The organism is Massilia sp. H6, from assembly GCF_024802625.1.
Classification (GTDB): domain Bacteria; phylum Pseudomonadota; class Gammaproteobacteria; order Burkholderiales; family Burkholderiaceae_D; genus Telluria.
The window spans coordinates 293652-314671 of record NZ_CP103371.1 but is presented as its reverse complement, the minus strand read 5'-3'; the positions used below and the strand labels follow the sequence as shown (position 1 = coordinate 314671).

Sequence of the window (21020 nt, the reverse complement as noted above, 5' to 3'; positions counted from 1 at the left end):
AATCGTTTTTTAAAGCCCCAAAAACCGTAAGAACTGTAAGCAAATGTAAGTTACTGACTCGAGAGTTATCTATTTTCCGTTCAGATACGGAAAACTTGTCTGCGAGTTAGTCGATGTTGCGGAAAGTTAGGTTGATTCGCATCCCGACCGGACGGCTGGTCTTGTTGATCCCGTGCACCCAATTGGCCTGCGTGGCGCCTGCCATGAACAGCAGGCTGCCATCGGTCAACGGCAGTCTCAAGGTTTCTTTGCTGGTCTTGTGGCGCAAGATAAAGGTCCGCGTGGCGCCGAAACTGACCGAGGCGATTGCCGGCATCGAACCGAGTTCGGTTTCGTCGTCGCTATGCATGCCCATGCTGTCGCGCCCATCGCGATAACAATTGAGCAGTACGCTGTTGTAGCGTCGGCCAGTAGCGTCTTGCACGGCCAGGCGGATCGTTTCGAGTAGCGGCGTCAGCGGCAGAGGCGCCAGTTGCAGGCCCGAATAGCGATACGGCTTGTCTCCATGCCAGGCGCTCAGGCGCGGCTGCAGGTGACGCTTGCCATAGACAAGCACTGTTTCTGCGCGCCAGGCGGTCTGCGCGGCCAGGCGCGCCAGCACGTCCGCGTTCGGCCAGGGCAGAGGTAATTGCGCCAGCCATCCGAGCTCGCCGTCGCGTATCGGAAGCGGCGTCAAGCTCGTGGCTGAGGGAAACAGGTCCACCGTCGAACGCGTTTACACGCCAGGCTGGTCAAGCATAGGCTTCGGCCAGGCTCATCACCCGCGGGGTCACGGCAATGCCGTTTTTATTGAACAAGGCGTCGATGGCAGCCAGGTTGGCCGTGCATTCCTCGGCTTTCCAGCCGTTGAACAGATCGGTTCCATCTTTCTGGAAGTGCAGGTCCAGCACCTTGCCCTTGTCTTTATGGACATAGCTTTGCTGATGCGTCAGTTTGAAACCCAGCTCGGCCAGGGCAGTCAACACCGCTTGCGGCGGGTTGGCCAGATCGGTCGCCAGGTAGACGCCGAAGGTCTTGCCTGGTGGTTTGGCGGCCACGTCGACTTCAAAGATTCCGGGGGCCTTGGTGACGCTGGTGCTCTTCAGGAACAACATGGTATTTCCTTCTCCTGTTGCCCGCGCGCTGAGGTGCGCGCTGTGTGGGGCGGGCGTGGCGGCGGATCGGTTGTATGTGTACAACGCTCTAGCTTATTGCCACGCAGGAACTTTGTCGATCATTGTCTGGAATTTTTCGCTTCAGTGCAGCAATAGGCCCCAAACAGTGCCGCCAATTAACAACGCACAGGCCAGCATGCCGCCAATGAAGCCCAGTTCGCGTCGGGCCGGGTCGCGGTAATAGCCCAGGGCATAGGCGATGCGGGCCACACACCACAGCAAACCGCCGCCAGCGGCCCACAAGTCACCCAGAAAGAACGCACACATCCACAACGGAACCAGTACCAGTGGCAGCTGTTCGAGCGTGTTTGCCTGCACCCGCTGGCAGCGCTGGAATGCGAGCGGGCCGTCCATGGACGGCGCCGCAATGCCATGGCGGACACGGGCGCGGCCGGCGTTTACGCCGGTCCAGAAATACACCCCGAGTGCGGCCAGCGTGGCCCAGGCGGTAAAGAACATTGGCAACTCCTGTGGAAAAACTGTGGAAAAGGCCTGTACAAGAGCTGTAAAAGGCGTGCACAAGGCATGGGAAAAGACCGGGAAAAGCTGTGGAAAACGGCCCTTACTCGCCGCGTTTGCGGCGCGCCAGAACCTTGGTCGGCTCCACCAGCGCCTGGTACAGCCGGCCGGTAGGGGCATCCCAGGCCGCCACCGCCTGCTGCTGGCGGTCCACGGTGGCCAGGTCGCCGCGCGCGACCGGGCCGCTGAGCGCCGCTTCCGGGCCGATGCGCATGACGTTGGCGACGGTTTCGAGCGCCAGCGGCCGCGCCAGTTCGCGCGCGACCGCTTCCGGCACCCCGGCGGCCTGGTAGGCGCGCAGCGCCGCGTCCAGTACCGTTACCAGATAGTTCGACGCGAATACGGCCGCCGCGTGATAAACGGTTTTTGCGGCCGGGTCGATGCGCACCAGCTGCGCGCCGATCGCGGCCAGGCATGGTTCGAGCAGCGCCAGCGCGGCCGGGTCGCCCTCGATGCCGCAGAAGGTGCCCGCGAACGAGGCCGCCACCGTGTCCGGATCGGCAAAACTGCGCACCGGATGCACGCTGGCGACCAGCGCCCCGGCCTCGCGCGCAGCCTGTAATTCGGTTGAGGCTTTCGCGCCGCTGCAATGAAATACGACGCACCCCGCCAGCGGCTGCGCCGCGGCCAGCGCCGCGCAGCCGGGGGCGATCGCGTCGTCGCCCAGTGCCAGCAGCCATACCTGGGCCGGACGCATCGTCTCGAGCCGGGCGCACGCCGTACCGGCGCCAATGAAGGCCACCGCCTCTTGCGCGCTGGACAGCGAACGGGTCAGGACGTCCTGCAGCGCAAAGGCGCCGCTGCCGGCGAACAAACGTCCCAGCACGCGGCCGACATGGCCGGCGCCGACCAGGTTCAGGGTAGGCGCCACGTCAGAAGCTCGAGCCGGGCAGCTCCAGAAAGGCCAGTTCCTCCGGGGTCGATGCGCGCCCCAGAATGGCGTTACGGTGAGGAAAACGGCCGAAACGCGCGATCATGCCCCGGTGGCGGTGCGCATAATCGAGCACTTCGGTGAAACCCTCGTGCGCCTGCGCCAGTTCGGTAAACAGGCTCACCGACAGCTCTTGCATGCGCGCGTCCTCGGCATGCTCGAACGGCAGGTAGACGAATATCCGTTCGCTCGGGGACAGGGCCTTGTCGCTGCCGGCATCGACCAGCTGGCGCGCCGCCAGCAGCGCCAGCAGGTCGCCGCTGAACGATTCCGGCTTGCCGCGGTAAGCGTTGCGGGTGAACTGGTCGAGCAGGAGGATGCGTGCGAGCGTGCCGCGCGGCCCCTGCTCGTCCCATTCGCGCAAGCCGCCGGCCACCGCCTGGTTGATCAGGTCGCCAAAGCGCTCGCGCAGCGCCGTATCGAACGCCGCGTCCTTGCGAAACCATTCGGACCGCTGCTTGCCATGCCCTTCGCTGCCGGGCGGCAGGAACCAGAAATCGAGAACGTCTTGTGCTTGCATCGTAAAACCCCAGTGTTGGATCGTTTGTTGTAGGTTGCCGCAGTGTTAATTGCGCGCGTGCGACAGCTGGAATGCTTCCAGGCCCTCGAACGCGGCCAGCTGGTCGGCCAGCTCGGACAGCGGCGCGCCGCTCTTGCGCGACAGCGCCAGGGCCACGAAACGCCATTCCTGGCGCCCTTCTTCGCTGCTGATCGTGAGCGAACTGCCGGCGATCTCGTAGCCGCGTTCGAGCGCGGCGCGGCGCAGGACGTCTTCGCGCGGCATCACCTTTGGCTTGAAGCGCATGCGCACCGCCACCGCGTGGCGCGCCGGCAGCAGGGTTTCCAGGCGGTTCAGGTAGATCATGATCATGGCCGAGAAGAAGGCCAGCCCCATCGCCGCCAGATAGAAGCCGACCCCCACCAGGATGCCGATCGCGGACGAGGCCCAGATTGACGCGGCCGTGGTCAGGCCGCTGATATTGAAGCCATCGCGCATGATGACGCCGGCCCCAAGGAAACCGATGCCGGTCACGATGCCCTGGATGATGCGGGTCGGGTCGACCGGCGCCAGCAGGCCAGCATGGCCGCCGCCGTACCAGAAGTCCGGGTAGCCGGCCAGGATGGTCAAGGCCGATGAGGCCATGCACACCAGGCCGTAGGTGCGCATGCCGGCCGCCCGCCCATGGTAGGCGCGCTCATAGCCCACCAGCAGTCCCAGCGCCAGCGCGCCGAGCAGGTGCAGCAGGATCAGCCCGTTGGTGTAGATCTCGGGCGCGGACCAGTAGGTGTCGAGCAGGTCAGGTAGCTGCATGCGGGTTCGTGGTCACGGGGTATCGGGCTTCTTGCGCACCAGCTGCTTCTCGAATTTCTCGTCGTTCTTGCTTACGCGCCGCACTTCCTGCGGACCGAGGCTGTTCACGAAAGTGACGAATTCGTCGAGCTCGAGCGGCGCATTGAGCGCGGGAGCGCCGGGCGCTTCGGACAGAAAGAACATGCCGTCGCTGGTGCGCGCCATCGAGTAGCTGGCCGTGCCGGTACGGCGCTTGAGGCGATCGACTGCCGCACTGGCGCGGGTGGAACGGGCGCTGGCCATCAGAATGCCTCCGTACGCAGCAGCAGCCAGTCGCGCGCCGCGCCGCTCACGTGCGGCTCCAGGCGGGTGCGCACGGTGGCGTGGTAGGCATTGAGCCAGGCGATCTCGTCGTCGCGCAGCAGTGCGCGCACCAAAGGCCGGGTGTCGATCGGGCACAGCGTGAGGGTCTCGAAGGCCAGGAACTGGCCGAACTCGGTGGTCTCGGCCGGTTGGTTGAGCACCAGGTTCTCGATGCGGATGCCCCAGCGGCCGGGCCGATAGATACCCGGCTCGATCGACGTGATCATGCCCGGTTCCATTGCAGTGTGCGGGTCCGGCGCCACGCTCGGCGAAATCGACTGCGGACCTTCGTGCACGTTCAAGAAAAAGCCGACGCCGTGGCCGGTGCCGTGGCCGTAGTCGATGCCGGCGGCCCAGATCGGGGCGCGCGCAATCGCATCGAGCAGCGGCGCGCGAGTACCGCGCGGGAAACGCGTCGCCGACAAGCCGATCAGGCCCTTGAGCACCAGCGTGTAATCGCGCTTTTGCGCGTCGGACGGCGTGCCAACCGGGATCACGCGCGTGATGTCGGTGGTGCCGCCCAGGTACTGGCCGCCGGAATCGACCAGCAGCAGGCCGTCACCCTCGATCACCGCGCAGCTGCCCGCTGCCGCGCGGTAATGCATGATCGCGCCGTTGGCGTTGAAGCCGGCGATGGTCGAAAAGCTCGGGCTGACGAAGTTCGGCCGGCGCGCGCGGGCCGCCGTGATGTGGGTATCGATCGCCACTTCGTCGATCGGCGCGCGCGCCGCGTCGAGCAGCTGCGCTTCGAGCCAGGAGAAGAATTCGCACAGCGCGGCGCCGTCTTGCTCCATCGTAGCGCGCACGCTGACCGCTTCGCTTTCGCACTTGCGTGATTTGGCGAAGGTGGTCGGGTTGATCGCTTCGAGCACCTTGACGCCCTGCGCCACCGCGGCGCGCATGCCGGCCGTGACCCGGCGTGGGTCGAGCAGCAGCGTAGCGCCGTCTGGCAGCGCGCCCAGTGCGGTGGCGGCATTGGCGTAGGGCGCCAGGTGCACGCCGTCCGATGCGAGGCGCGCACGCAGGTCAGCCGGCACCTTGCCTTCGCCGACGAACAAGGTCGCGTCGGCGCGCCCGATCAGCGCGTGGGCCAGGAACACCGGGTTGTAGCTGACGTCGGCGCCGCGCAGGTTGAACAGGTAAGCGATGTCGTCGAGCGTGGAGATGAAGTGAAAACCAGCGCCCAGGTGCTCCATCGCGGCGCGGGTGGCGGCCAGCTTGTCGGCGCGGCTGGTAGCGGCATAGGGCGCCAGGTGCTCGAACACCGCGTCCTCCGGCAGCCCCGGACGGTCTTGCCAGACTTCATCGAGCAGGTCGACGTCGGTCCGCAGATGGATGCCGCGCGCCTGCAAGGCGTCGGCCAGCAAACGCGCGCCGGCCAGGCCCAGCACGCGCGCATCCACCGCCACGCTCTGGCCGGGCGCCAGATTGGCGGCCAGCCAATCGACATGCAGCTGACTGCCAGCGCCGGGAATCTTCATGAGCGCAATATCGCTGCCTGCCAGCTCGGTCTCGGCCTGGGTCCAGTAACGGCCATCGGTCCAGACGCCGGCGAAACCGGCGGTGGCAATGAAGGTGCCGACCGAGCCGGTAAAGCCGGACAGCCATTCGCGTCCCTTCCAGTGGCCGGGCAGGTATTCGGACAGGTGCGGGTCGCTCGACGGCAAGACATAGGCATCGATACCGGCGCGCGCCATCGCGCCGCGCAATTGGACCAGTCTTTCGGTGCGACTACGCTCGGATTCAGGGGTCGACATGGCTAGGCAAGTAGTTGTTATCCAAGCCATCTATGATACGCCGCAATGGCAGGACGTGGCGCATCGCATTATTGCGTTGCGGCATCAAATCAGGCAGGATGTTATGCAAACCGCATTGAAAATTCCAACAGGAACCCAACCAAGCCGCCAGATAGCGCATAATCGCGCTCACCCTTTAGACCTGAACAATTGAACGACCATGCAAGATTTCCATCATGACCGCGCCCGCGCACTGCTCGCCAACGCCACCCAGATCGTCACGCCCGAGCAAGTCCAGGCCGCGGTGGCGCAGGTTGCCGATGCCCTGAACGCACGCTTTGGCAATGCGACTGACAAGGCCTTCCCGCTGGTACTGGGCGTGATGGGCGGCGCCGTTGTCTTCACTGGCAACCTGCTGCCGCAGCTCGACTTCCCGCTCGAATTCGACTACATCCACGTCAGCCGCTATGGCGACGACGACCGCGGCGGCGAGGTGGTATGGAAAGTTATCCCGCGCCAGAACGTGGCCGGACGCATCATTGTCGTCGTCGACGACATTCTCGACGAAGGCGAAACGCTGGCCCACGTCAAGCAGCGCCTGCTCGACATGGGCGCGGCCGAAGTGGTCATCGTGGTGTTTGCCGACAAGGACCTCGGACGTGCCAAGCCGATCAAGGCCGACCTGATCGGCTTGAGCATCCCCAATGCATTCGTGGTCGGCTTCGGCATGGACGTCTACAACTACTGGCGCAACCTGCCGGGCCTGTGGTCGATCAGTCAGGACGACCTGAGCGCGGTCGAGCCGGAGCCGCCCTTCCCGACCCCGGATGCGAAGCGCCTGTAGGGTGGCGGCGGTGGCGCCGCCCGGGTATTAACGCAAGCCCAGCCTTGCCCGCGCCGCCTCGTACTCGTCCTTGAGGCGCGCGACCATCTCGGCCACGGTCGGCACATCCTGCATCAGGCCCACGCCCTGGCCAGCACCCCAGATATCGCGCCAGGCCTTGGCGCTGCCTGAGCCGAAGCTCATCTGGCTCTTGTCCGATTCGGGCAGCTTATCGGGGTCGAGCCCGGCGGCGACGATCGACTTCTTCAGGTAGTTGCCGTGCACGCCGGTGAACAGGTTGGTGTAGATCACGTCGGCCGCGCTCGATTCGACGATGGCGTCGCGGTAGTCGTCGCTGACATTCGATTCGCGCGTGGCCAGCCAGCGCGAGCCGATGTAGGCGAAGTCCGCGCCCATTGCCTGCGCCGCCAGGATCGCGTCACCGCTGGCGATCGCGCCGGACAGTGCGATCGGCCCCTTGAAGAACCTGCGCACCTCGCCCACCAGGGCGAACGGCGACAGCGCGCCCGCATGGCCGCCGGCGCCCGCCGCCACCAGGATCAAGCCATCCACGCCCGCCTCCAGCGCCTTTTCCGCATGGCGGATCGAGACCACGTCGTGCATCACGATGCCGCCATAGGCATGCACCGCGTCCAGCATTTCCTTTGGCGGCGCGCGCAGCGACGAGATAATGATCGGCACCTGGTGCTTCACGCAGACTTCGACGTCGTGCGCCAGGCGGTCGTTCGACCCGTGCACGATCTGGTTGACCGCGATCGGCCCGATCGTCGTGCCCGGGTTGGCCTGCTGGTAATCGGCCAGTTCGCGTTGCAAATCGGTCAGCCAGGTGTCGAGCAGCTCGGCCGGGCGCGCATTAAGCGCCGGGAAGGAACCCACGATGCCGGCCTTGCACTGGGCCGCCACCAGCGCCGGTCCGCTGGCGATGAACATCGGCGAGGCGATGACGGGAAGGGACAGGTGTTGCAACACGGGTGGCATCGTCATGGAAGGCTCTCGGTTGTCGATAGGTTTCAGTGAAAAAACAGCGCTGCGGGCATTATGCAACGAAAAAAGAACGATCGTGCTAGATTCTGAGCTCTAAACGCCGGCGTCGAGCAATTGGCCGTGCTCGAGGCGGGCGGCGCCAACCCGCACCAGCGCACTTGCCGCCCATGCCGCCAGCGCGTGCGCATCGCGCGCCAGGAGCCCGGTGCCTACCCGCTCGATCAGCGGAATCGATGCCAGCAGACCGGGCAGTGCATCCAGCGCCAACACCCGCCGCTCCAGTAGCAGAAACTTAAGCAGCACCTTGACCGCGTGTTCGGCATTGCGTACCGGGTCGGCCGCCAGGTAGTCAAGGCGCGAGCGTGCCCGCGCCAGTGCCTGCGCTACCGCGCCGAACACCGCGCCGTGACCCGGGATCACCACGCGCGCCTCCAGCTTCGCGATCAGCTCAAGCGTCGCGCCGACGTCGTCGAAACCGGGCTCGCCCGCCAGTTCGGGAAACACCACGCCGAAACCGTTTTCCCACAATGCGTCGCCAGAAATCAGCACCCCTTCTTGCTCGCAAAAAAACAGCAGTGCATGCGGATCGTGGCCCGGCGCCGCCAGTACTGTCCAGCGCAGGTCGCCCAGTTCGAGCACTTCGCCGGGGACCAGGGTGGCGTCGAAGCCGAAGCGTGCGCACTGCTGGCCGGTGGCGCGAAAACTCAGTGCCTCTTCGTCCCAGGCGGCGACCTTGGCCGCATCGCAGGCCGCAATCGCCGTATGGCAACCGTAAGCCGCCTGCAACACGGCATTGCCGCCACAGTGGTCCGAATGCAGGTGGGTGTTGAGCAGGCGCGCGAGCGGGCGGTCGCCGAGGGCATGGCGTACCAGCGCCAGCGTGTGCGCGGCGTGGGTGACATAGCCGCTATCGACCAGCGCCGCGCCGCCGCGCCCGGTGAACAGGACGTTATTGGACGAGAGCCAGCCGCGCTCGAAGACGCGCACCGATGCCGGCAGGCGCAAGTCCGGCCCCACCTCAGCCCCAGTCGATCTCGGCTTCGCGGCGCCGGATCTCGGTCCATACCGCGCGCTTGAAATCGTCGCCGGCGCTGCCCCAGGCGACGATCTCGTCGATCGTGCGCAGGCATCCCTTGCACAGCCCGCTGTCAGGGTCGATCTGGCACAGGTTGATGCAGGGCGAGGAAACGGATGGCTGCGGTTCTGGGGTCATTGGAAATAGTAATGAGGCGGGTGAACATCGCCGCATTATCGCCTGTTCTTGCGAACGCGCTTAATGTTCGCCCGAGCAATGTTCGCCCGAGCAAGGCATTGCGCACTGTACGGATACGGCGGGGCGCCACTGCGCTGTCTTGCGCGCCATTTTGTCTGCAAACCGGTCCGGATCGATCAGGCAACGCTCGTGTGTGCCCTCACACACTTTCTCAAGGTCATCCCAGGCCTCGACCCGGAACCTCACCCGGCGTCCATCGACCTCGAGCACCTCGCCGCGAATGACGAGCGTCATGCCAGGCAGGGTCGGCGCCAGGTGCTGGAAGCTGACCATGGTGCCCAGACTTTGTTCACGCGGCCAATCAACGTACGGCATCATGCCGTGCAGGCAAGCCAGTTCCATCATGCCGACCAGGAAACCGGTGGCGAGCACATCGGGCATGGCCTGGCAAAACGGGGTATCGTGGTAGAGCTGGGGCACGCAGGCGCGCTCTGGAACCGTATAAGACCATTCGAATAGCAGGCCGGGCTGAAGGTGGGGAGACATGTGCGCAGCTTACCGCATCGGCATCGCGCTTGGCCGAGTTGCCGGGTTGCCGAGGTGGAAAGGATACGGTTGCAAGGCTGCCGTAAGGATGCAGGCCGACATTAAGAACCTATCCCAGTAGGGAGGAGGAAGTTGATGGCGATGCATGGCAGGCGCGGGCAAGGCGCGAGGAGGCCGCATGGCGAGCCATGCAACGACGAGCAACGCAGCACCCGCCTGTCAGGCGCGCCAGCAACGACTCATAACCTACTGGGATAGGTTCCAAGGCAGCCTTAATCTGGAGCGCCCATGAAGCTGAACAACGAACTACTGGCACAAGTGCAGGCCACGGCCACCGATCCATTCGAGGCGAAAGCGGGCGCCAGCTTGCCAGGAACGTTTATCGCGGGCAGCCATATCACCCCGGCCGGCAGCCGCGACTACAAACTGTACGTGCCGGGCAGCCACACTGGCATGCCGGCACCGCTGCTGGTGATGCTGCACGGCTGCGCCCAGGATCCGGACGATTTCGCCACCGGCACCCAGATGAACGAAGTGGCCGAGGAAATGGCTTGCCTGGTGCTGTATCCGGCGCAAAGCAGTGCGGCCAATCCGTCGCGCTGCTGGAACTGGTTCAACGCGCTCGACCAGCAGCGCGGCCAGGGCGAACCGTCGATCATCGCCGGCATGACGCAGGCCGTCATGGCAATGCACCCGGTCGATCCGGCGCAAGTGTACGTGGCGGGATTGTCGGCCGGCGGCGCGATGGCGACCATCATGGGCACGCTCTACCCCGAACTGTATGCCGCGGTGGGCGTGCATTCCGGGCTGCCATTCGCCTCGGCCGACGACCTGCCCTCGGCGCTGGCGGCAATGAAGGGCGATTTCCGGCGCGCGCACAGGCCAGGCCACGCGCTGCCGGTCATCGTGTTCCACGGCGACCAGGACAGCACCGTCCACCCGGACAATGGCAAGCAGCTCATCGCCCAGGGCGCGCAACCGCTGCAGGCGCAGCCAGCGGTCGAGCCGGGACGCGTGCCGGATGGCCACGCCTATACGCGTACCCTGCACCGGCGCGGCGACGGCGCGGTCCATGCCGAACACTGGCTGATCCATGGCGCCGGCCATGCCTGGTCGGGCGGCAATGCGCGTGGCAGCTATACCGACGGCCGCGGCCCGGATGCCAGCCGGGAAATGCTGCGTTTTTTCCGCACGCTGCGCTGAACCAGCAAGCGCTTCAGGGCCCGCGCCTGGCCAACCCGGCTTCGATCTGCGCGCGCAGGCAGGCCGGGCACCAGCAGCCGGCCGCTCCCTGCGCCAGCGGCACCGGCAGAACTGGCGGCAAGGCCGTGCACCAGCAGGGTTCGGGACTGCCTTCGAGCATGGCGCAATGGAATTCGGCGCCGCACAGGGTGCAGTTACTCATGCGGGTTTCCAGTGTTGTTTAGAATACATGGTTCAATAGAGTGGTGCAGACGGCCATAAAATACAACAAGAGGCCATATAATCAGTACAAAGCCTGGCCTGTTGCCTTAAAATTTCGCGACATTTATTTTGGACGCCCCATGAACGCACCCCTGAGCAACCTCAATCCCGACGACCAACCGAACGACCTGACCAAGGTGTCGCCGCAGATCAAGGCACAGATCCTGGCAGAGGCGCTCCCTTACATCCGCAACTTCCACGGCAAGACCATCGTCATCAAATACGGCGGCAACGCCATGACCGACGAACGCCTCAAGCATGGCTTCGCGCGCGACGTCATCCTGCTCAAGCTGGTGGGCATGAATCCGGTCGTGGTGCACGGCGGCGGTCCGCAGATCGACAATGCGCTCAAGAAGATCGGCAAGCAGGGCACCTTCGTGCAAGGCATGCGCATCACCGACGAAGAGACCATGGAAGTGGTCGAGTGGGTGCTGGGCGGCGAAGTGCAGCAGGATATCGTCATGCTGATCAACCACTACGGCGGCCAGGCGGTGGGCCTGACCGGCAAGGATGGCGGCCTGATCCGCGCACGCAAGATGGCCATGCCAGACCGCGACAAGCCGGGCGAGTTCCTCGACATCGGTTTCGTCGGCGAGATCGACGCCATCAACCCGGCCGTGGTCAAGGCGCTGCAAGACGACGCCTTCATCCCGATCATCTCGCCGATCGGCTTCGGCCAGGATGGCCAGGCCTATAACATCAATGCCGACGTCGTCGCCGGCAAGATCGCCGAGATCCTGAAAGCCGAAAAGCTGATCATGATGACCAATATCGCCGGCGTGCAAGACAAGGCGGGCAACCTGGTGACCGACCTGTCGGCACGCGAGATCGACGAGATGTTTGCGGACGGAACGATTTCGGGCGGCATGCTGCCGAAAATCTCGTCGGCCCTCGATGCCGCGAAGTCCGGCGTCAATACCGTGCACATCATCGATGGCCGCATCGAGCACAGTTTATTGCTCGAAGTCTTGACTGAACAGGCATTTGGCACTATGATCCGGTCGCACTAAAACATTTGTGGCGGAACACTCCGCCACAAATTGCAGCGGTGGGCTTCGCCCGCCGTCATTACCAGCCCTTTTAGCTCAGTGGTAGAGCACTCCCTTGGTAAGGGAGAGGCCACGTGTTCAATCCACGTAAAGGGCACCATTCTTCTCCAGCAGCACCCCTCCCATTCAGTACACCCGCTCCACCCGCATGCCGCGTCGACGCAGCAGCTCGGGCACGCCACGCTTGCCGACCAGGTGCAGCAAACCTACCGCCACCACCGCATGGTTTTCGCGCGCGAGCAGCGCGGCCACCTTGTCCGCCATCGGTCCGTTGCGCTCGCCCAGCAGCACATCGCGCGTAAAGGTGCCGCTGATGCTGTCGTCGGTCTCGATGCGCCGGGCAATGGCGTCGAGCGCCTTGCGGTCGGCCCGCTCCCAGGCATCGAACAGCGCGCGCGTCTCGCGCAGCTGGCGGCCGGAGGCCATGGTGTCGAGCGTTTCTTCCAGCAGCTGCCATTGCGCTTCGTCGGGCAGGCGGTCGAGCAGCGCCAGCTGGTAGCCGATCGATTCGAGTTCGGCGATGCGGGGCTGGCCGCCTGGCTGGCCGCTCCTGGCCAGCTGTGCCAGGTGATGGTCGACCCCGAGGGCCGGATCGTAGCCCAGCTTGCCCGCGTCGTTCACCGCCAGCATGGTCGCCACCATCCAGGGTTTGAGTTGCGCGACCGCAGCCGGATCCATGCCCTGCTGTTTCAGCCCGGCCTCGATGCGCAGCCGGCGCGCGGCGCTCAAGCCGGCGGGCCCAAGGCTGCCCGCCGGGTACATGCCGTGCTGGCGAAACGCCGCCGCCACCGCGGCCGGGTCGCGCGTGGCGTCGACCTCGAGCGCCAGCGTAGGTGCGGCCGCCACGGCCGCGCGGATGCGCGGCTCGAGCGGATAGTAATCGGCGCGGCCTGCGTGGATGGTGCCGTACAGGTGCAGCGTGTTGCCGTGCGCCGTGACCTTGAACAGCGCGCCGCGCTCGGTGGCAGCCGCTCCCATCGCCATCAGGAACAAGCTCAAGAAGACCACTATAATCGAACGTCGCATTCACCTTCTCCTGTCTGGTATCGCATCGTGTCAAATCATACCCCTGGCTCTCCGGTCTGGCTGTTCGACCTGGACAATACGCTGCACGACGCCTCGCACGCGATCTTCCCCGCCATCAGCGCCAACATGAACACCTATATCGCACGGGTGCTGGGCGACGGCGACACGCCCGCCGCCCAGGACGTCGTGGACGCCGCGCGCCTGGGCTACTGGAAGCGCTACGGCGCCACCTTGCTCGGCATGATCCGCCACCACCAGGTCTGCGCGACCGACTTCCTGCACGTCACCCACGACCTGGGCGCGCTCGAGAAACTGGTGCGCCACGAGAAGGGCCTGGCGACGCTGCTGCGCCGCCTTCCGGGCCGCAAGATCCTGCTCACCAACGCACCGACGCGCTATTCGACCGACGTGATGCGCCACCTCGGCCTGGGCCGCCATTTCTCGCACCATGTCGCCATCGAACACATGCATGTGCACCGCCAGCTGCGTCCCAAGCCCTCGAGCCTGATGTTGCGCCGCCTGCTGCGCAAGCACGGCGTGGCGGCGCGCCGCTGCATCCTGGTCGAAGACACGCTGGTCAACCTGAAAAGCGCCAGCCGGCTCGGGCTGCGCACGGTGTGGGTCACCCAATACCTGCGCATGGCCAACCCGATCGGCAAGGCGCCGCTGGTGCGGAGCCTGAAACGCCCCGGTTACGTCGATGTCAAAGTAAAATCCGTGCGGCAGCTGCCGGCGCGCCTGCACCGGCTGCGCTGAACGACACCAAACCCAAAGGACCTTGAACAACATGGCAAGCACCAAGCCGGGCCAGCGCAAACTGCAAATACTCCAGGCCCTGGCCTCGATGCTCGAGCAGCCCAAGGGAGAAAAGATCACCACTGCGGCGCTGGCGGCGCGCCTGGCGGTTTCCGAAGCGGCGCTGTACCGCCATTTCGCCAGCAAGGCGCAGATGTACGAGGGCCTGATCGAGTTCATCGAATCGAGCGTCTTTGGCCTGATCAACCAGATCGCCGAACGCGAAGAAGACGGCGTGGCCCAGGCCCACGCCATCGTGCAGATGTTGCTGGCGTTCGCGGCGAACAACCCGGGCATGACGCGGGTGCTGATCGGCGAGGCCCTGGTCGGCGAGGACGAGCGCCTGCAGGCGCGCATGAACCTTTTCTACGACAAGATCGAACTGGCCCTGAAAGGCGCGCTGCGCATCGCCGTCACCCAGGAGCACGGCCTCGAGGCCGACGTCGCGGCGCGTGCCAGCATGCTGGTGAGCTATGTGACCGGACGCTGGCACCGGTTCGCCAAGACCGGCTTCCGGCAAGATCCGACCGAGGGCACGGCCCTGCAGCTGTCGCTGCTGCTGGCAGCGTGAGCGCGCCAGCGCATGACATGATGCAGGCGCCGGAAGTCTTCGCACTGCTGGACGATGCCGGCGCACTGGGCGTGGCGCGCTCGCGTTTGTACAGCCGCCACGCCGGTACGCTGTCGTGTACCGACGCTTCTAGCTGGCCGGGGCTGCTGCAGGCCATGCAAGACGCGTTGGCGCGCGGCCTGTACGCGGTGCCCCTGCTCACCTACGAACTCGGCGCCCAGCTGCAGCAGCTACCGGCGCATCGGCCCGGCGGATCGCTGGCCCAGGTGCTGCTGTTCGAACAGTGCGAACTGCTCGAGGCTGCCCAGGTCGAGGCCTGGATCGCTACCCGCACGGCCACGCCGGAAGCTGCCGGCGTGGCCGGCATCACCCCAAATGTCGACCAGGCCGCGTTCACCGATGCGATCGGGCGCATCCGCGACTACATCGCCGCCGGCGACACCTACCAGGTCAATTACACCTATCGCCTGCGCTTCCAGGCTTTCGGGCCCCTGGTGGCGCTGTATGCGCGCCTGCGCGCGCGCCAGCGCGTGCCCTACGGCGCCCTGGTCGCCCTGCCCGACGGCGGCGCGCTGCTGTCGTTCTCGCCCGAACTGTTCGTGCGTCACGACGCCGGCATGCTGCTGGCGCGCCCCATGAAGGGCACGGCGCCGGCCAGCGGCGACGATGCGCTCGACCAGGAACGCGGGCGCGCGCTGGCGCTGGACAGCAAGAACCGCGCCGAAAACCTGATGATCGTCGACCTGCTGCGCAACGACCTGGGACGGGTCGCGCTCACCGGCAGCGTGCAGGTGCCGGCGCTGTTCGAGGTGCAACGCTTCGGCAGCGTGCTGCAGATGACTTCCACCGTGCAGGCCCGCCTGCGCCAGGACGTCACGCTGGAACAGATCTTCGCGGCGCTCTATCCGTGCGGCTCGATCACGGGCGCGCCCAAGCGCCGCACCATGGAAATCATCCACGAGCTGGAGCCGGCCGCGCGCGGCATCTATACCGGCGCGATCGGCTGGTTCGATCCGCCGCAGGCGGGCGCGGCGATGGGCGACTTCTGCCTGTCGGTGCCGATCCGCACGCTGGCGCTGGGCGCGCCCGAGGGTGGCGCCGGCGGCACCCGGCACGGCGAGCTGGGGGTGGGCGCCGGCATCGTCCACGACAGCGACGCCCAAGCCGAATACGCCGAATGCCAGCTCAAGGCGCGCTTTTTGACCGGCTTGGAAAACCAGGTCGAAATCTTCGAGACCATCCGCGCGAGCCGCGACGACGGCTGCCGCCACCTGGAGCAGCACCTGGCGCGGCTGGCCGCTTCGTGCCACGCTTTTGGCCATCCGTTCGACCCGGATGCGGCGCGCGCGGCGCTGTCGCACGCCTGCCTGGGCCTGCCTTCAGGCCAGCTACACCGCCTGCGGCTGTCGGTAGCGCCCTCCGGCGCGCTCGCGCTGCAGGCGGCCCCGCTGCAGCCCCTGAACGAGCCGGTGGCGGTGCTGCTGGCCGCCAAACCCACCTGCTCCGGCGACGTCTTCTTGCGCCACAAGACCAGTAGGCGCAGCCGCTACGACGCGGCCTGGCGCGCAGCCGAGGCGCAGGGCGCCTTCGACACCCTGTTCTTCAACGAGCGTGGGGAACTGACCGAAGGAGGACGCAGCAATGTATTCGTGCGCATCGGCGCCGCGTGGTACACGCCGCCGCTGGCATGCGGGCTGCTGCCGGGAGTGATGCGCGCGGTGCTGCTGGCTGCGCCCGCATGGCATGCGAGCGAGCGCGTGATCACACGCGCCATGCTGGAACAAGCCGACGACCTGGTGGTGTGCAATGCGCTGCGCGGGCCGCTGCGCGCCGTCATCGTGGACAGCGCGCCGGGCGCTTGATTACATCGCGAGCGCTTGCTCGACCTTGCCAACCAGTGCCGGATCTTCTGGCGTGACCTTGCTCGGGAAGTGATGCAGCACCTTGCCGTCGCGGCCGATCAGGTACTTGGTGAAATTCCACTTGGGCGCCTGGCCGGTCGCCTTGGTGAGGGTGGCATGCAGCGGGTTGGCTTCAAGGCCGGTCACGGCGCTCTTGGCGAACATCGGGAACTTCACGCCATAGGTGTTGAAGCAGAGGTCGGCGATCTCCTTGGCGTTGCCCGGTTCCTGCTTGCCGAAGTCGTTCGACGGGAAGCCCAGTACCACCAGGCCACGGCCGCCGTATTTCGCGTACAGCTTCTCCAGCCCTTCATACTGCTTGGTAAATCCGCAGTAGCTGGCGGTGTTCACCACCAGCACCACCTTGCCCGCATACTGGCACAGGTCCTGGGGCGCTTCGTCCTGCAGGCGCTTGAAATTGTGCTTGAGGATGGCGGGACAGCTCACCAGCGGACGCGTCGCGGCTGGCGCTGCCGGCGCTTGCGCGGCGGCTGGTTGCGCGACGCTGATGGCGGCGAAAGCGGCGAGGAGCAGAACGGTATTCTTGGACATGGCGGGCATTCCGGGATGGGGAAACCGCGATTGTAGCGCAGTCGCCGCGCGCGCCGCGCTGCGACTGCGGGTCAATTCCCGAGGCTGCGGTGCTCGATATCGAGCTGCATCCACAGGCAGGCGGCGCGCAGCTTGGCTGGCCGTCGTGAGATCGGCGTTCTACGACATCACAGCCTGCGGCCCGGCAGCGTGCGGCCGCCCTGCTTCAACACCAGGGTCTGCCCAGCTTGTCCCGCGACCGGCTCGAAGCTGATCTCGGCATCGACCTCGCGCGCGAAGAATTGCGTATCGCTCGCGGGGAAAATCTCGAGCTTGCCCTGGCCGGTGGCCTGGGCAAAGTAGCGGTCGCCGTCGCGGGTGAGCTCCATCACGAAGCCTGGACGCAGCTCGTAGCGCCCGGCGCGGGTGTCGAATGCGGCGTTGGCGATCTTCACCGCCTGGCGCGCCGCCGGGGCGTCGCCGCTGCGTGGCTGGATCAGCGCCTTGCCGTCGGTGTGCTGCACCACATGGGTGATGACGCCCCTGGCGTCGCGCTTGAATTCGAAATATTCGAGCGAACCGGGGATGAAGAATTCGGTCGCCGACATCGGCTTGACTGCCACCTGCCCCCGGCCGGTGCGCTGCATGACCAGGTCCTTGCCCTCGCGCCGGAACACGCGCTGCACGCCTTGCTCGACCTCGTAGGTGCCGGCCAGGCCATCGAGCGCGGCCGGCTGCAAGGCCACCTCGGTGAATTCCCGATAGGGCTTGCCGATGGCCACGCCGGCCGCCTTGCGCGCCACCACCGCAGGGCTGGCGGGCCCGCTGTCGCTGTTGGCCAGCACCACTACGTAGAGCTTGTGCTCGGGCAGGCGCAGCGCATAGGTCGAGAAGCCATTGATGCCGCCGCCATGCCCGACCATCGGCACGCCCTGCACCTTGCCGAGCTCCCAGCCGTAGCCATAGTTGGTGTCCTTGCCATCGAGCAGGCGATAGGAAGTGAATGCGCGCTGCAAGGTAGCCGGCTTGAGCAGCTTGCCGCCCTCGAGCGCGGCATCCCAGCGCGCCAGGTCGTCCACGGTCGACACCAGCGCTCCGGCGGCATAGGGCTGGCTCATGCTCAGCAGCTGCGACGGACCGAAGCCCTTGTCGCTGCGGGTGTGGCCAGCGGCGCGGGCGCCCTTGCTACGCTCGACACCTTCGTAGGCCGTGTGCTGCATCCCGAGCGGCACGAACAGGCGCTGTTCCATGAATCTGGCATAGGGCTGGCCCGAGATCTTCTCGATGATAGCGCCCAGCAGAAAATAGCCTGAATTGTTATAGCGGTAGCGGCTGCCCGGCTCGAACTCGAGCGGGTCGTTCTTGAACGAATCCACCATCTGGGTCACGCTCAGGTCCTGCGTCATCCGGCTCATGAAGCCCGGCTTGCCGGTATAGCTCGGGATGCCCGAGGTGTGCGTCAGCAGGTGTTCGATCGTGATGTTCTTGCCCTGGGCCGGGTAGTCCGGCAAGTGCTGGGTGATGCTGTCGCCCAGCGCAAGCTTGCCCTCTTCCATCAGCATCAGGATGCCCACCGCCGTGAACTGCTTGGTGATCGATCCCAGGCGCAGCACCATGTCCGGGCTCATTGCGACGCCGTTCTGGACGTCCGCCTTGCCGTAGGCCTTGCGCAACACGGTCTTGCCTTCCTTGACCACGATGACGGTGGCGCCCGGCGCATCGGCCTGGAAATAGGGTGCGACTGCGCGGTCGATGCGGCTGGCCAGCTCTTCGGCGCCCGGCGCACTCCTGGCAGGGTGCCGCGCGGTGTCCTGGGCGAGCACGGCGTGTGGCTGACACAGCAGTAATACGGCGGCGCAGATAGCGGTACGGAGCAGCATGGTCGACGTCCTTTCAGTTGTTATGGAAACTGTAAGCACTTTGTACCCAGGCTGCGCCGGAGGCAATCGCCAGCCGAGCAGCTGTCGTTACAACAGCATGGACGGTCGATTGCCGGGGATGGACAGGCGCATGCGCTGGATGCGCCCCGCGCATGGGGATCGAACAGGTCGCGCGCGCCACTCAAGTGGCGCAATTGCAAATATCGACTTAAAAAAAATGCCAGTCAGCTTGGCTGACTGGCATATGCCCTAAGGCTGACTTTCGTACTCCGCCGTAGCGGATGCTGCAATCAGCGGCCGCGCGAACGCAGCTTCTGGATCGCCGCCAACTGCGCGATCGCCGCGGCCATTTCGGCCTGGGCTTTCGCGTAGTCGATCTTCGATTCCTGGTTCAGCATCAGCTCTTCGGCCTGCTTCTTGGCTTCCAGTGCTTTCGCTTCGTCCAGGTCGCCACCGCGGATCGCGGTGTCGGCCAGCACGGTCACGCCGTTCGGCTGCACTTCGAGGATGCCGCCGGCAACGAAGACGAACTCCTCGCCGCCGCCAGCCTTCTGGATGCGCACGGCGCCCGGACGGATGCGGGTGATCAAGGGGGTGTGCTTCGGGTAGATACCCAGCTCACCTGCTTCACCCGGCAGCGCGACGAACTCGGCCAGGCCGGAGAAGATCTGCGCTTCCGCCGAGACCACGTCCACTTGCATAGTGTTTGCCATGTCTATCCTCTAGGTTAAGAAACCAGCTTACCCAGCTGCCAGTTTCTTGGCTTTCTCGATGGCTTCTTCAATGGTGCCGACCATGTAGAAGGCCTGCTCCGGCAGGTGATCCAGTTCGCCCGATGCGATCATCTTGAAGCCCTTGATCGTATCTTTCAGCGACACGTACTTGCCAGGCGCGCCGGTGAAGACTTCGGCGACGTGGAACGGCTGCGACAGGAAACGCTGCATCTTGCGGGCGCGAGCGACCACCAGCTTGTCTTCTGGTGCCAGTTCGTCCATGCCCAGAATCGCGATAATGTCACGCAGTTCCTTGTAGCGCTGCAGGGTGTTCTGCACGGCGCGCGCGGTAGCGTAGTGCTCTTCGCCGACGACCAGCGGGTCCAGCTGGCGCGAGGTCGAGTCGAGTGGATCGACCGCAGGGTAGATACCCAGCGAAGCGATGTCACGCGAGAGCACGACGGTCGAGTCGAGGTGAGCGAAGGTGGTAGCAGGCGACGGGTCGGTCAAGTCATCCGCAGGGACGTAGACGGCCTGGATCGAGGTGATCGAACCGGTCTTGGTCGAAGTGATGCGCTCTTGCAGGCGGCCCATCTCTTCGGCCAGGGTAGGCTGGTAGCCCACCGCCGACGGCATACGGCCCAGCAGTGCCGAGACTTCGGTACCGGCCAGGGTGTAGCGGTAGATGTTGTCGACGAAGAACAGCACGTCCTTGCCTTCGTCACGGAAGGCTTCGGCCATGGTCAGGCCAGTCAGCGCAACGCGCAGACGGTTGCCTGGTGGTTCGTTCATCTGACCGTAGACCATTGCCACTTTCGAGTTGGCAGGGTTTTCCAGGTCAACGACCTTGGCATCGGCCATCTCGTGGTAGAAGTCGTTACCTTCACGGGTACGCTCACCCACGCCGGCGAACACGGACAGACCCGAGTGTGCCTTGGCGATGTTGTTGATCAGTTCCATCATGTTGACGGTCTTGCCGACGCCGGCGCCGCCGAACAGGCCGACTTTACCGCCTTTGGCGAACGGGCAGACCAGGTCGATGACCTTGATGCCGGTTTCCAGCAGGTCGGTCGATGGCGACAGTTCGTCGTAAGCCGGTGCATCGCGGTGGATCGACGCCATGCGTTCGTGGCTGACCGGACCGCATTCGTCGATCGGGTTGCCCAGCACGTCCATGATGCGACCCAGGGTCGGGGTGCCGACCGGGACCATGATTGGCGCGCCGGTGTTCTGGATGATCATCCCGCGGCGCATGCCGTCCGAGCTGCCCAGAGCAATGGTACGGACCACGCCGTCGCCCAGCTGTTGCTGGACTTCCAGGGTCAGATCCGAGCCTTCCATTTTCAGTGCGTCGTACACTTTCGGCATGGCATTACGTGGAAATTCCACGTCAACCACTGCGCCGATACACTGAACGATTTTGCCATCAGCCATGTTCGTTCCTTCAGAAATATAATTAGATTCTTTTACTTGAATCGTGAGAAGCCTAGTCAGTTATAGCCAGTTGGG

At 65.3% G+C, this 21020-nt stretch carries 25 protein-coding genes and 1 tRNA gene; 8 read left to right on the top strand and 18 right to left on the bottom strand.

Going from position 1 to position 21020, the window contains the following annotated elements; translation table 11 throughout:
- Positions 1 to 106 precede the first annotated feature (106 nt).
- From NRS07_RS01430 to NRS07_RS01395, 8 genes are all read right to left on the bottom strand, one after another.
- Entirely contained in the window at positions 107 to 676 is a 570-nt protein-coding gene (locus NRS07_RS01430; RefSeq protein ID WP_307729910.1) for an alpha-ketoglutarate-dependent dioxygenase AlkB, read from the bottom strand.
- 55 nt (positions 677 to 731) lie between these two features.
- A complete protein-coding gene (locus NRS07_RS01425) occupies positions 732 to 1094 on the bottom strand; it encodes a hypothetical protein (protein WP_259210481.1) in 363 nt (120 codons plus the stop codon).
- 141 nt (positions 1095 to 1235) lie between these two features.
- On the bottom strand, positions 1236 to 1613 hold the full coding sequence (locus NRS07_RS01420) for an MAPEG family protein (protein ID WP_259210479.1): 378 nt from the start codon (positions 1611 to 1613) through the stop codon (positions 1236 to 1238).
- Between the two features lie 103 nt (positions 1614 to 1716).
- A complete protein-coding gene (locus NRS07_RS01415) occupies positions 1717 to 2544 on the bottom strand; it encodes a Rossmann-like and DUF2520 domain-containing protein (protein ID WP_259210477.1) in 828 nt (275 codons plus the stop codon).
- 1 nt (position 2545) lies between these two features.
- The gene (locus tag NRS07_RS01410; protein ID WP_259210476.1) at positions 2546 to 3124 is read right to left on the bottom strand and encodes a DUF924 family protein; all 579 of its coding nucleotides are present in this window, start codon (positions 3122 to 3124) and stop codon (positions 2546 to 2548) included.
- 45 nt (positions 3125 to 3169) lie between these two features.
- Complete coding sequence (locus tag NRS07_RS01405; RefSeq protein WP_259210474.1) at positions 3170 to 3916, bottom strand: MgtC/SapB family protein; 747 nt, start codon at positions 3914 to 3916, stop codon at positions 3170 to 3172.
- Between the two features lie 12 nt (positions 3917 to 3928).
- The gene (locus tag NRS07_RS01400; RefSeq protein WP_259210472.1) at positions 3929 to 4198 is read right to left on the bottom strand and encodes a hypothetical protein; all 270 of its coding nucleotides are present in this window, start codon (positions 4196 to 4198) and stop codon (positions 3929 to 3931) included.
- Positions 4198 to 6015, bottom strand: a complete 1818-nt coding sequence (locus NRS07_RS01395) for an aminopeptidase P family protein (protein ID WP_259210471.1) — start codon at positions 6013 to 6015, stop codon at positions 4198 to 4200. Before NRS07_RS01395 ends, NRS07_RS01400 begins: the two co-directional genes overlap by 1 nt.
- Here NRS07_RS01395 and NRS07_RS01390 point away from each other — a divergent pair.
- Entirely contained in the window at positions 6014 to 6208 is a 195-nt protein-coding gene (locus NRS07_RS01390; protein WP_259210470.1) for a hypothetical protein, read from the top strand. The two genes, NRS07_RS01395 and NRS07_RS01390, sit on opposite strands and share 2 nt — an antisense overlap.
- A gap of 6 nt (positions 6209 to 6214) precedes the next feature.
- Positions 6215 to 6838 (top strand): hypoxanthine-guanine phosphoribosyltransferase, encoded by a 624-nt coding sequence (locus NRS07_RS01385; protein WP_259210468.1) that lies wholly within the window; start codon positions 6215 to 6217, stop codon positions 6836 to 6838.
- 27 nt (positions 6839 to 6865) lie between these two features.
- Here NRS07_RS01385 and NRS07_RS01380 read toward each other — a convergent pair whose 3' ends face one another.
- The 4 genes from NRS07_RS01380 to NRS07_RS01365 all read right to left on the bottom strand — a co-directional run bounded on the left by NRS07_RS01380 (position 6866) and on the right by NRS07_RS01365 (position 9581).
- Positions 6866 to 7822: a nitronate monooxygenase family protein gene (locus NRS07_RS01380; protein WP_259210466.1), complete on the bottom strand. Its 957-nt coding sequence runs from the start codon at positions 7820 to 7822 to the stop codon at positions 6866 to 6868.
- A 93-nt stretch (positions 7823 to 7915) separates the two neighbouring features.
- A complete protein-coding gene (locus NRS07_RS01375) occupies positions 7916 to 8827 on the bottom strand; it encodes an MBL fold metallo-hydrolase (RefSeq protein ID WP_259210464.1) in 912 nt (303 codons plus the stop codon).
- 13 nt (positions 8828 to 8840) lie between these two features.
- The gene (locus NRS07_RS01370; RefSeq protein WP_259210462.1) at positions 8841 to 9035 is read right to left on the bottom strand and encodes a DUF1289 domain-containing protein; all 195 of its coding nucleotides are present in this window, start codon (positions 9033 to 9035) and stop codon (positions 8841 to 8843) included.
- Positions 9036 to 9095: 60 nt separating this feature from the next.
- Positions 9096 to 9581 (bottom strand): thioesterase family protein, encoded by a 486-nt coding sequence (locus NRS07_RS01365; RefSeq protein ID WP_259210460.1) that lies wholly within the window; start codon positions 9579 to 9581, stop codon positions 9096 to 9098.
- A 288-nt stretch (positions 9582 to 9869) separates the two neighbouring features.
- Between NRS07_RS01365 and NRS07_RS01360 the strand changes: the two genes are divergently transcribed.
- A complete protein-coding gene (locus tag NRS07_RS01360) occupies positions 9870 to 10784 on the top strand; it encodes a PHB depolymerase family esterase (RefSeq protein WP_307729909.1) in 915 nt (304 codons plus the stop codon).
- 13 nt (positions 10785 to 10797) lie between these two features.
- Here NRS07_RS01360 and NRS07_RS01355 read toward each other — a convergent pair whose 3' ends face one another.
- Entirely contained in the window at positions 10798 to 10986 is a 189-nt protein-coding gene (locus NRS07_RS01355) for a cysteine-rich CWC family protein (RefSeq protein ID WP_259210458.1), read from the bottom strand.
- 139 nt (positions 10987 to 11125) lie between these two features.
- Here NRS07_RS01355 and argB point away from each other — a divergent pair, with 139 nt between their 5' ends.
- Both argB and NRS07_RS01345 read left to right on the top strand, forming a co-directional pair.
- Positions 11126 to 12055, top strand: a complete 930-nt coding sequence (gene argB / locus NRS07_RS01350) for an acetylglutamate kinase (protein ID WP_259210457.1) — start codon at positions 11126 to 11128, stop codon at positions 12053 to 12055.
- Between the two features lie 64 nt (positions 12056 to 12119).
- A tRNA-Thr gene (locus NRS07_RS01345) sits at positions 12120 to 12194 on the top strand.
- 26 nt (positions 12195 to 12220) lie between these two features.
- Here the strand turns inward: NRS07_RS01345 and NRS07_RS01340 are convergent.
- Positions 12221 to 13120: a TraB/GumN family protein gene (locus NRS07_RS01340; RefSeq protein WP_259210456.1), complete on the bottom strand. Its 900-nt coding sequence runs from the start codon at positions 13118 to 13120 to the stop codon at positions 12221 to 12223.
- A 27-nt stretch (positions 13121 to 13147) separates the two neighbouring features.
- On the opposite strand from NRS07_RS01340, the gene NRS07_RS01335 reads away from it, so the two are divergent.
- The 3 genes from NRS07_RS01335 to pabB are packed head-to-tail and all read left to right on the top strand — an operon-like array spanning position 13148 to position 16348.
- Positions 13148 to 13876 carry an HAD-IA family hydrolase gene (locus tag NRS07_RS01335; protein ID WP_259210455.1) on the top strand — a complete coding sequence of 243 codons (729 nt, stop codon included), beginning with the start codon at positions 13148 to 13150 and terminating at the stop codon, positions 13874 to 13876.
- 31 nt (positions 13877 to 13907) lie between these two features.
- A complete protein-coding gene (gene slmA, locus NRS07_RS01330) occupies positions 13908 to 14486 on the top strand; it encodes a nucleoid occlusion factor SlmA (RefSeq protein ID WP_259210454.1) in 579 nt (192 codons plus the stop codon).
- Between the two features lie 20 nt (positions 14487 to 14506).
- Positions 14507 to 16348 (top strand): aminodeoxychorismate synthase component I, encoded by a 1842-nt coding sequence (pabB, locus tag NRS07_RS01325; protein ID WP_259213426.1) that lies wholly within the window; start codon positions 14507 to 14509, stop codon positions 16346 to 16348.
- Here the strand turns inward: pabB and NRS07_RS01320 are convergent, their stop codons facing one another.
- The 4 genes from NRS07_RS01320 to atpD form a co-directional block, all read right to left on the bottom strand.
- On the bottom strand, positions 16349 to 16939 hold the full coding sequence (locus tag NRS07_RS01320) for a glutathione peroxidase (RefSeq protein WP_259210453.1): 591 nt from the start codon (positions 16937 to 16939) through the stop codon (positions 16349 to 16351).
- 167 nt (positions 16940 to 17106) lie between these two features.
- Positions 17107 to 18798 (bottom strand): serine hydrolase, encoded by a 1692-nt coding sequence (locus NRS07_RS01315; protein ID WP_259210452.1) that lies wholly within the window; start codon positions 18796 to 18798, stop codon positions 17107 to 17109.
- A gap of 290 nt (positions 18799 to 19088) precedes the next feature.
- The gene (locus NRS07_RS01310) at positions 19089 to 19511 is read right to left on the bottom strand and encodes a F0F1 ATP synthase subunit epsilon (protein WP_259210451.1); all 423 of its coding nucleotides are present in this window, start codon (positions 19509 to 19511) and stop codon (positions 19089 to 19091) included.
- A 27-nt stretch (positions 19512 to 19538) separates the two neighbouring features.
- On the bottom strand, positions 19539 to 20945 hold the full coding sequence (gene atpD, locus NRS07_RS01305; protein WP_259210450.1) for a F0F1 ATP synthase subunit beta: 1407 nt from the start codon (positions 20943 to 20945) through the stop codon (positions 19539 to 19541).
- Positions 20946 to 21020: the final 75 nt, after the last annotated feature.

What these genes read in the sequence shown, in the direction of transcription:
- NRS07_RS01425 (WP_259210481.1), bottom strand. Translation starts at nt 1,094, where the DNA reads ATGTTGTTCCTGAAGAGCACCAGCGTCACCAAGGCCCCCGGAATCTTT.
- NRS07_RS01420 (WP_259210479.1), bottom strand. Translation starts at nt 1,613, where the DNA reads ATGTTCTTTACCGCCTGGGCCACGCTGGCCGCACTCGGGGTGTATTTC.
- NRS07_RS01410 (WP_259210476.1), bottom strand. Translation starts at nt 3,124, where the DNA reads ATGCAAGCACAAGACGTTCTCGATTTCTGGTTCCTGCCGCCCGGCAGC.
- NRS07_RS01405 (WP_259210474.1), bottom strand. Translation starts at nt 3,916, where the DNA reads ATGCAGCTACCTGACCTGCTCGACACCTACTGGTCCGCGCCCGAGATC.
- NRS07_RS01400 (WP_259210472.1), bottom strand. Translation starts at nt 4,198, where the DNA reads ATGGCCAGCGCCCGTTCCACCCGCGCCAGTGCGGCAGTCGATCGCCTC.
- NRS07_RS01390 (WP_259210470.1), top strand. Translation starts at nt 6,014, where the DNA reads ATGGCTAGGCAAGTAGTTGTTATCCAAGCCATCTATGATACGCCGCAA.
- NRS07_RS01395 (WP_259210471.1), bottom strand. Translation starts at nt 6,015, where the DNA reads ATGTCGACCCCTGAATCCGAGCGTAGTCGCACCGAAAGACTGGTCCAA.
- NRS07_RS01385 (WP_259210468.1), top strand. Translation starts at nt 6,215, where the DNA reads ATGCAAGATTTCCATCATGACCGCGCCCGCGCACTGCTCGCCAACGCC.
- NRS07_RS01380 (WP_259210466.1), bottom strand. Translation starts at nt 7,822, where the DNA reads ATGACGATGCCACCCGTGTTGCAACACCTGTCCCTTCCCGTCATCGCC.
- NRS07_RS01370 (WP_259210462.1), bottom strand. Translation starts at nt 9,035, where the DNA reads ATGACCCCAGAACCGCAGCCATCCGTTTCCTCGCCCTGCATCAACCTG.
- NRS07_RS01365 (WP_259210460.1), bottom strand. Translation starts at nt 9,581, where the DNA reads ATGTCTCCCCACCTTCAGCCCGGCCTGCTATTCGAATGGTCTTATACG.
- NRS07_RS01360 (WP_307729909.1), top strand. Translation starts at nt 9,870, where the DNA reads ATGAAGCTGAACAACGAACTACTGGCACAAGTGCAGGCCACGGCCACC.
- NRS07_RS01355 (WP_259210458.1), bottom strand. Translation starts at nt 10,986, where the DNA reads ATGAGTAACTGCACCCTGTGCGGCGCCGAATTCCATTGCGCCATGCTC.
- argB (WP_259210457.1), top strand. Translation starts at nt 11,126, where the DNA reads ATGAACGCACCCCTGAGCAACCTCAATCCCGACGACCAACCGAACGAC.
- NRS07_RS01340 (WP_259210456.1), bottom strand. Translation starts at nt 13,120, where the DNA reads ATGCGACGTTCGATTATAGTGGTCTTCTTGAGCTTGTTCCTGATGGCG.
- slmA (WP_259210454.1), top strand. Translation starts at nt 13,908, where the DNA reads ATGGCAAGCACCAAGCCGGGCCAGCGCAAACTGCAAATACTCCAGGCC.
- pabB (WP_259213426.1), top strand. Translation starts at nt 14,507, where the DNA reads ATGCAGGCGCCGGAAGTCTTCGCACTGCTGGACGATGCCGGCGCACTG.
- NRS07_RS01320 (WP_259210453.1), bottom strand. Translation starts at nt 16,939, where the DNA reads ATGTCCAAGAATACCGTTCTGCTCCTCGCCGCTTTCGCCGCCATCAGC.
- NRS07_RS01315 (WP_259210452.1), bottom strand. Translation starts at nt 18,798, where the DNA reads ATGCTGCTCCGTACCGCTATCTGCGCCGCCGTATTACTGCTGTGTCAG.
- NRS07_RS01310 (WP_259210451.1), bottom strand. Translation starts at nt 19,511, where the DNA reads ATGGCAAACACTATGCAAGTGGACGTGGTCTCGGCGGAAGCGCAGATC.
- atpD (WP_259210450.1), bottom strand. Translation starts at nt 20,945, where the DNA reads ATGGCTGATGGCAAAATCGTTCAGTGTATCGGCGCAGTGGTTGACGTG.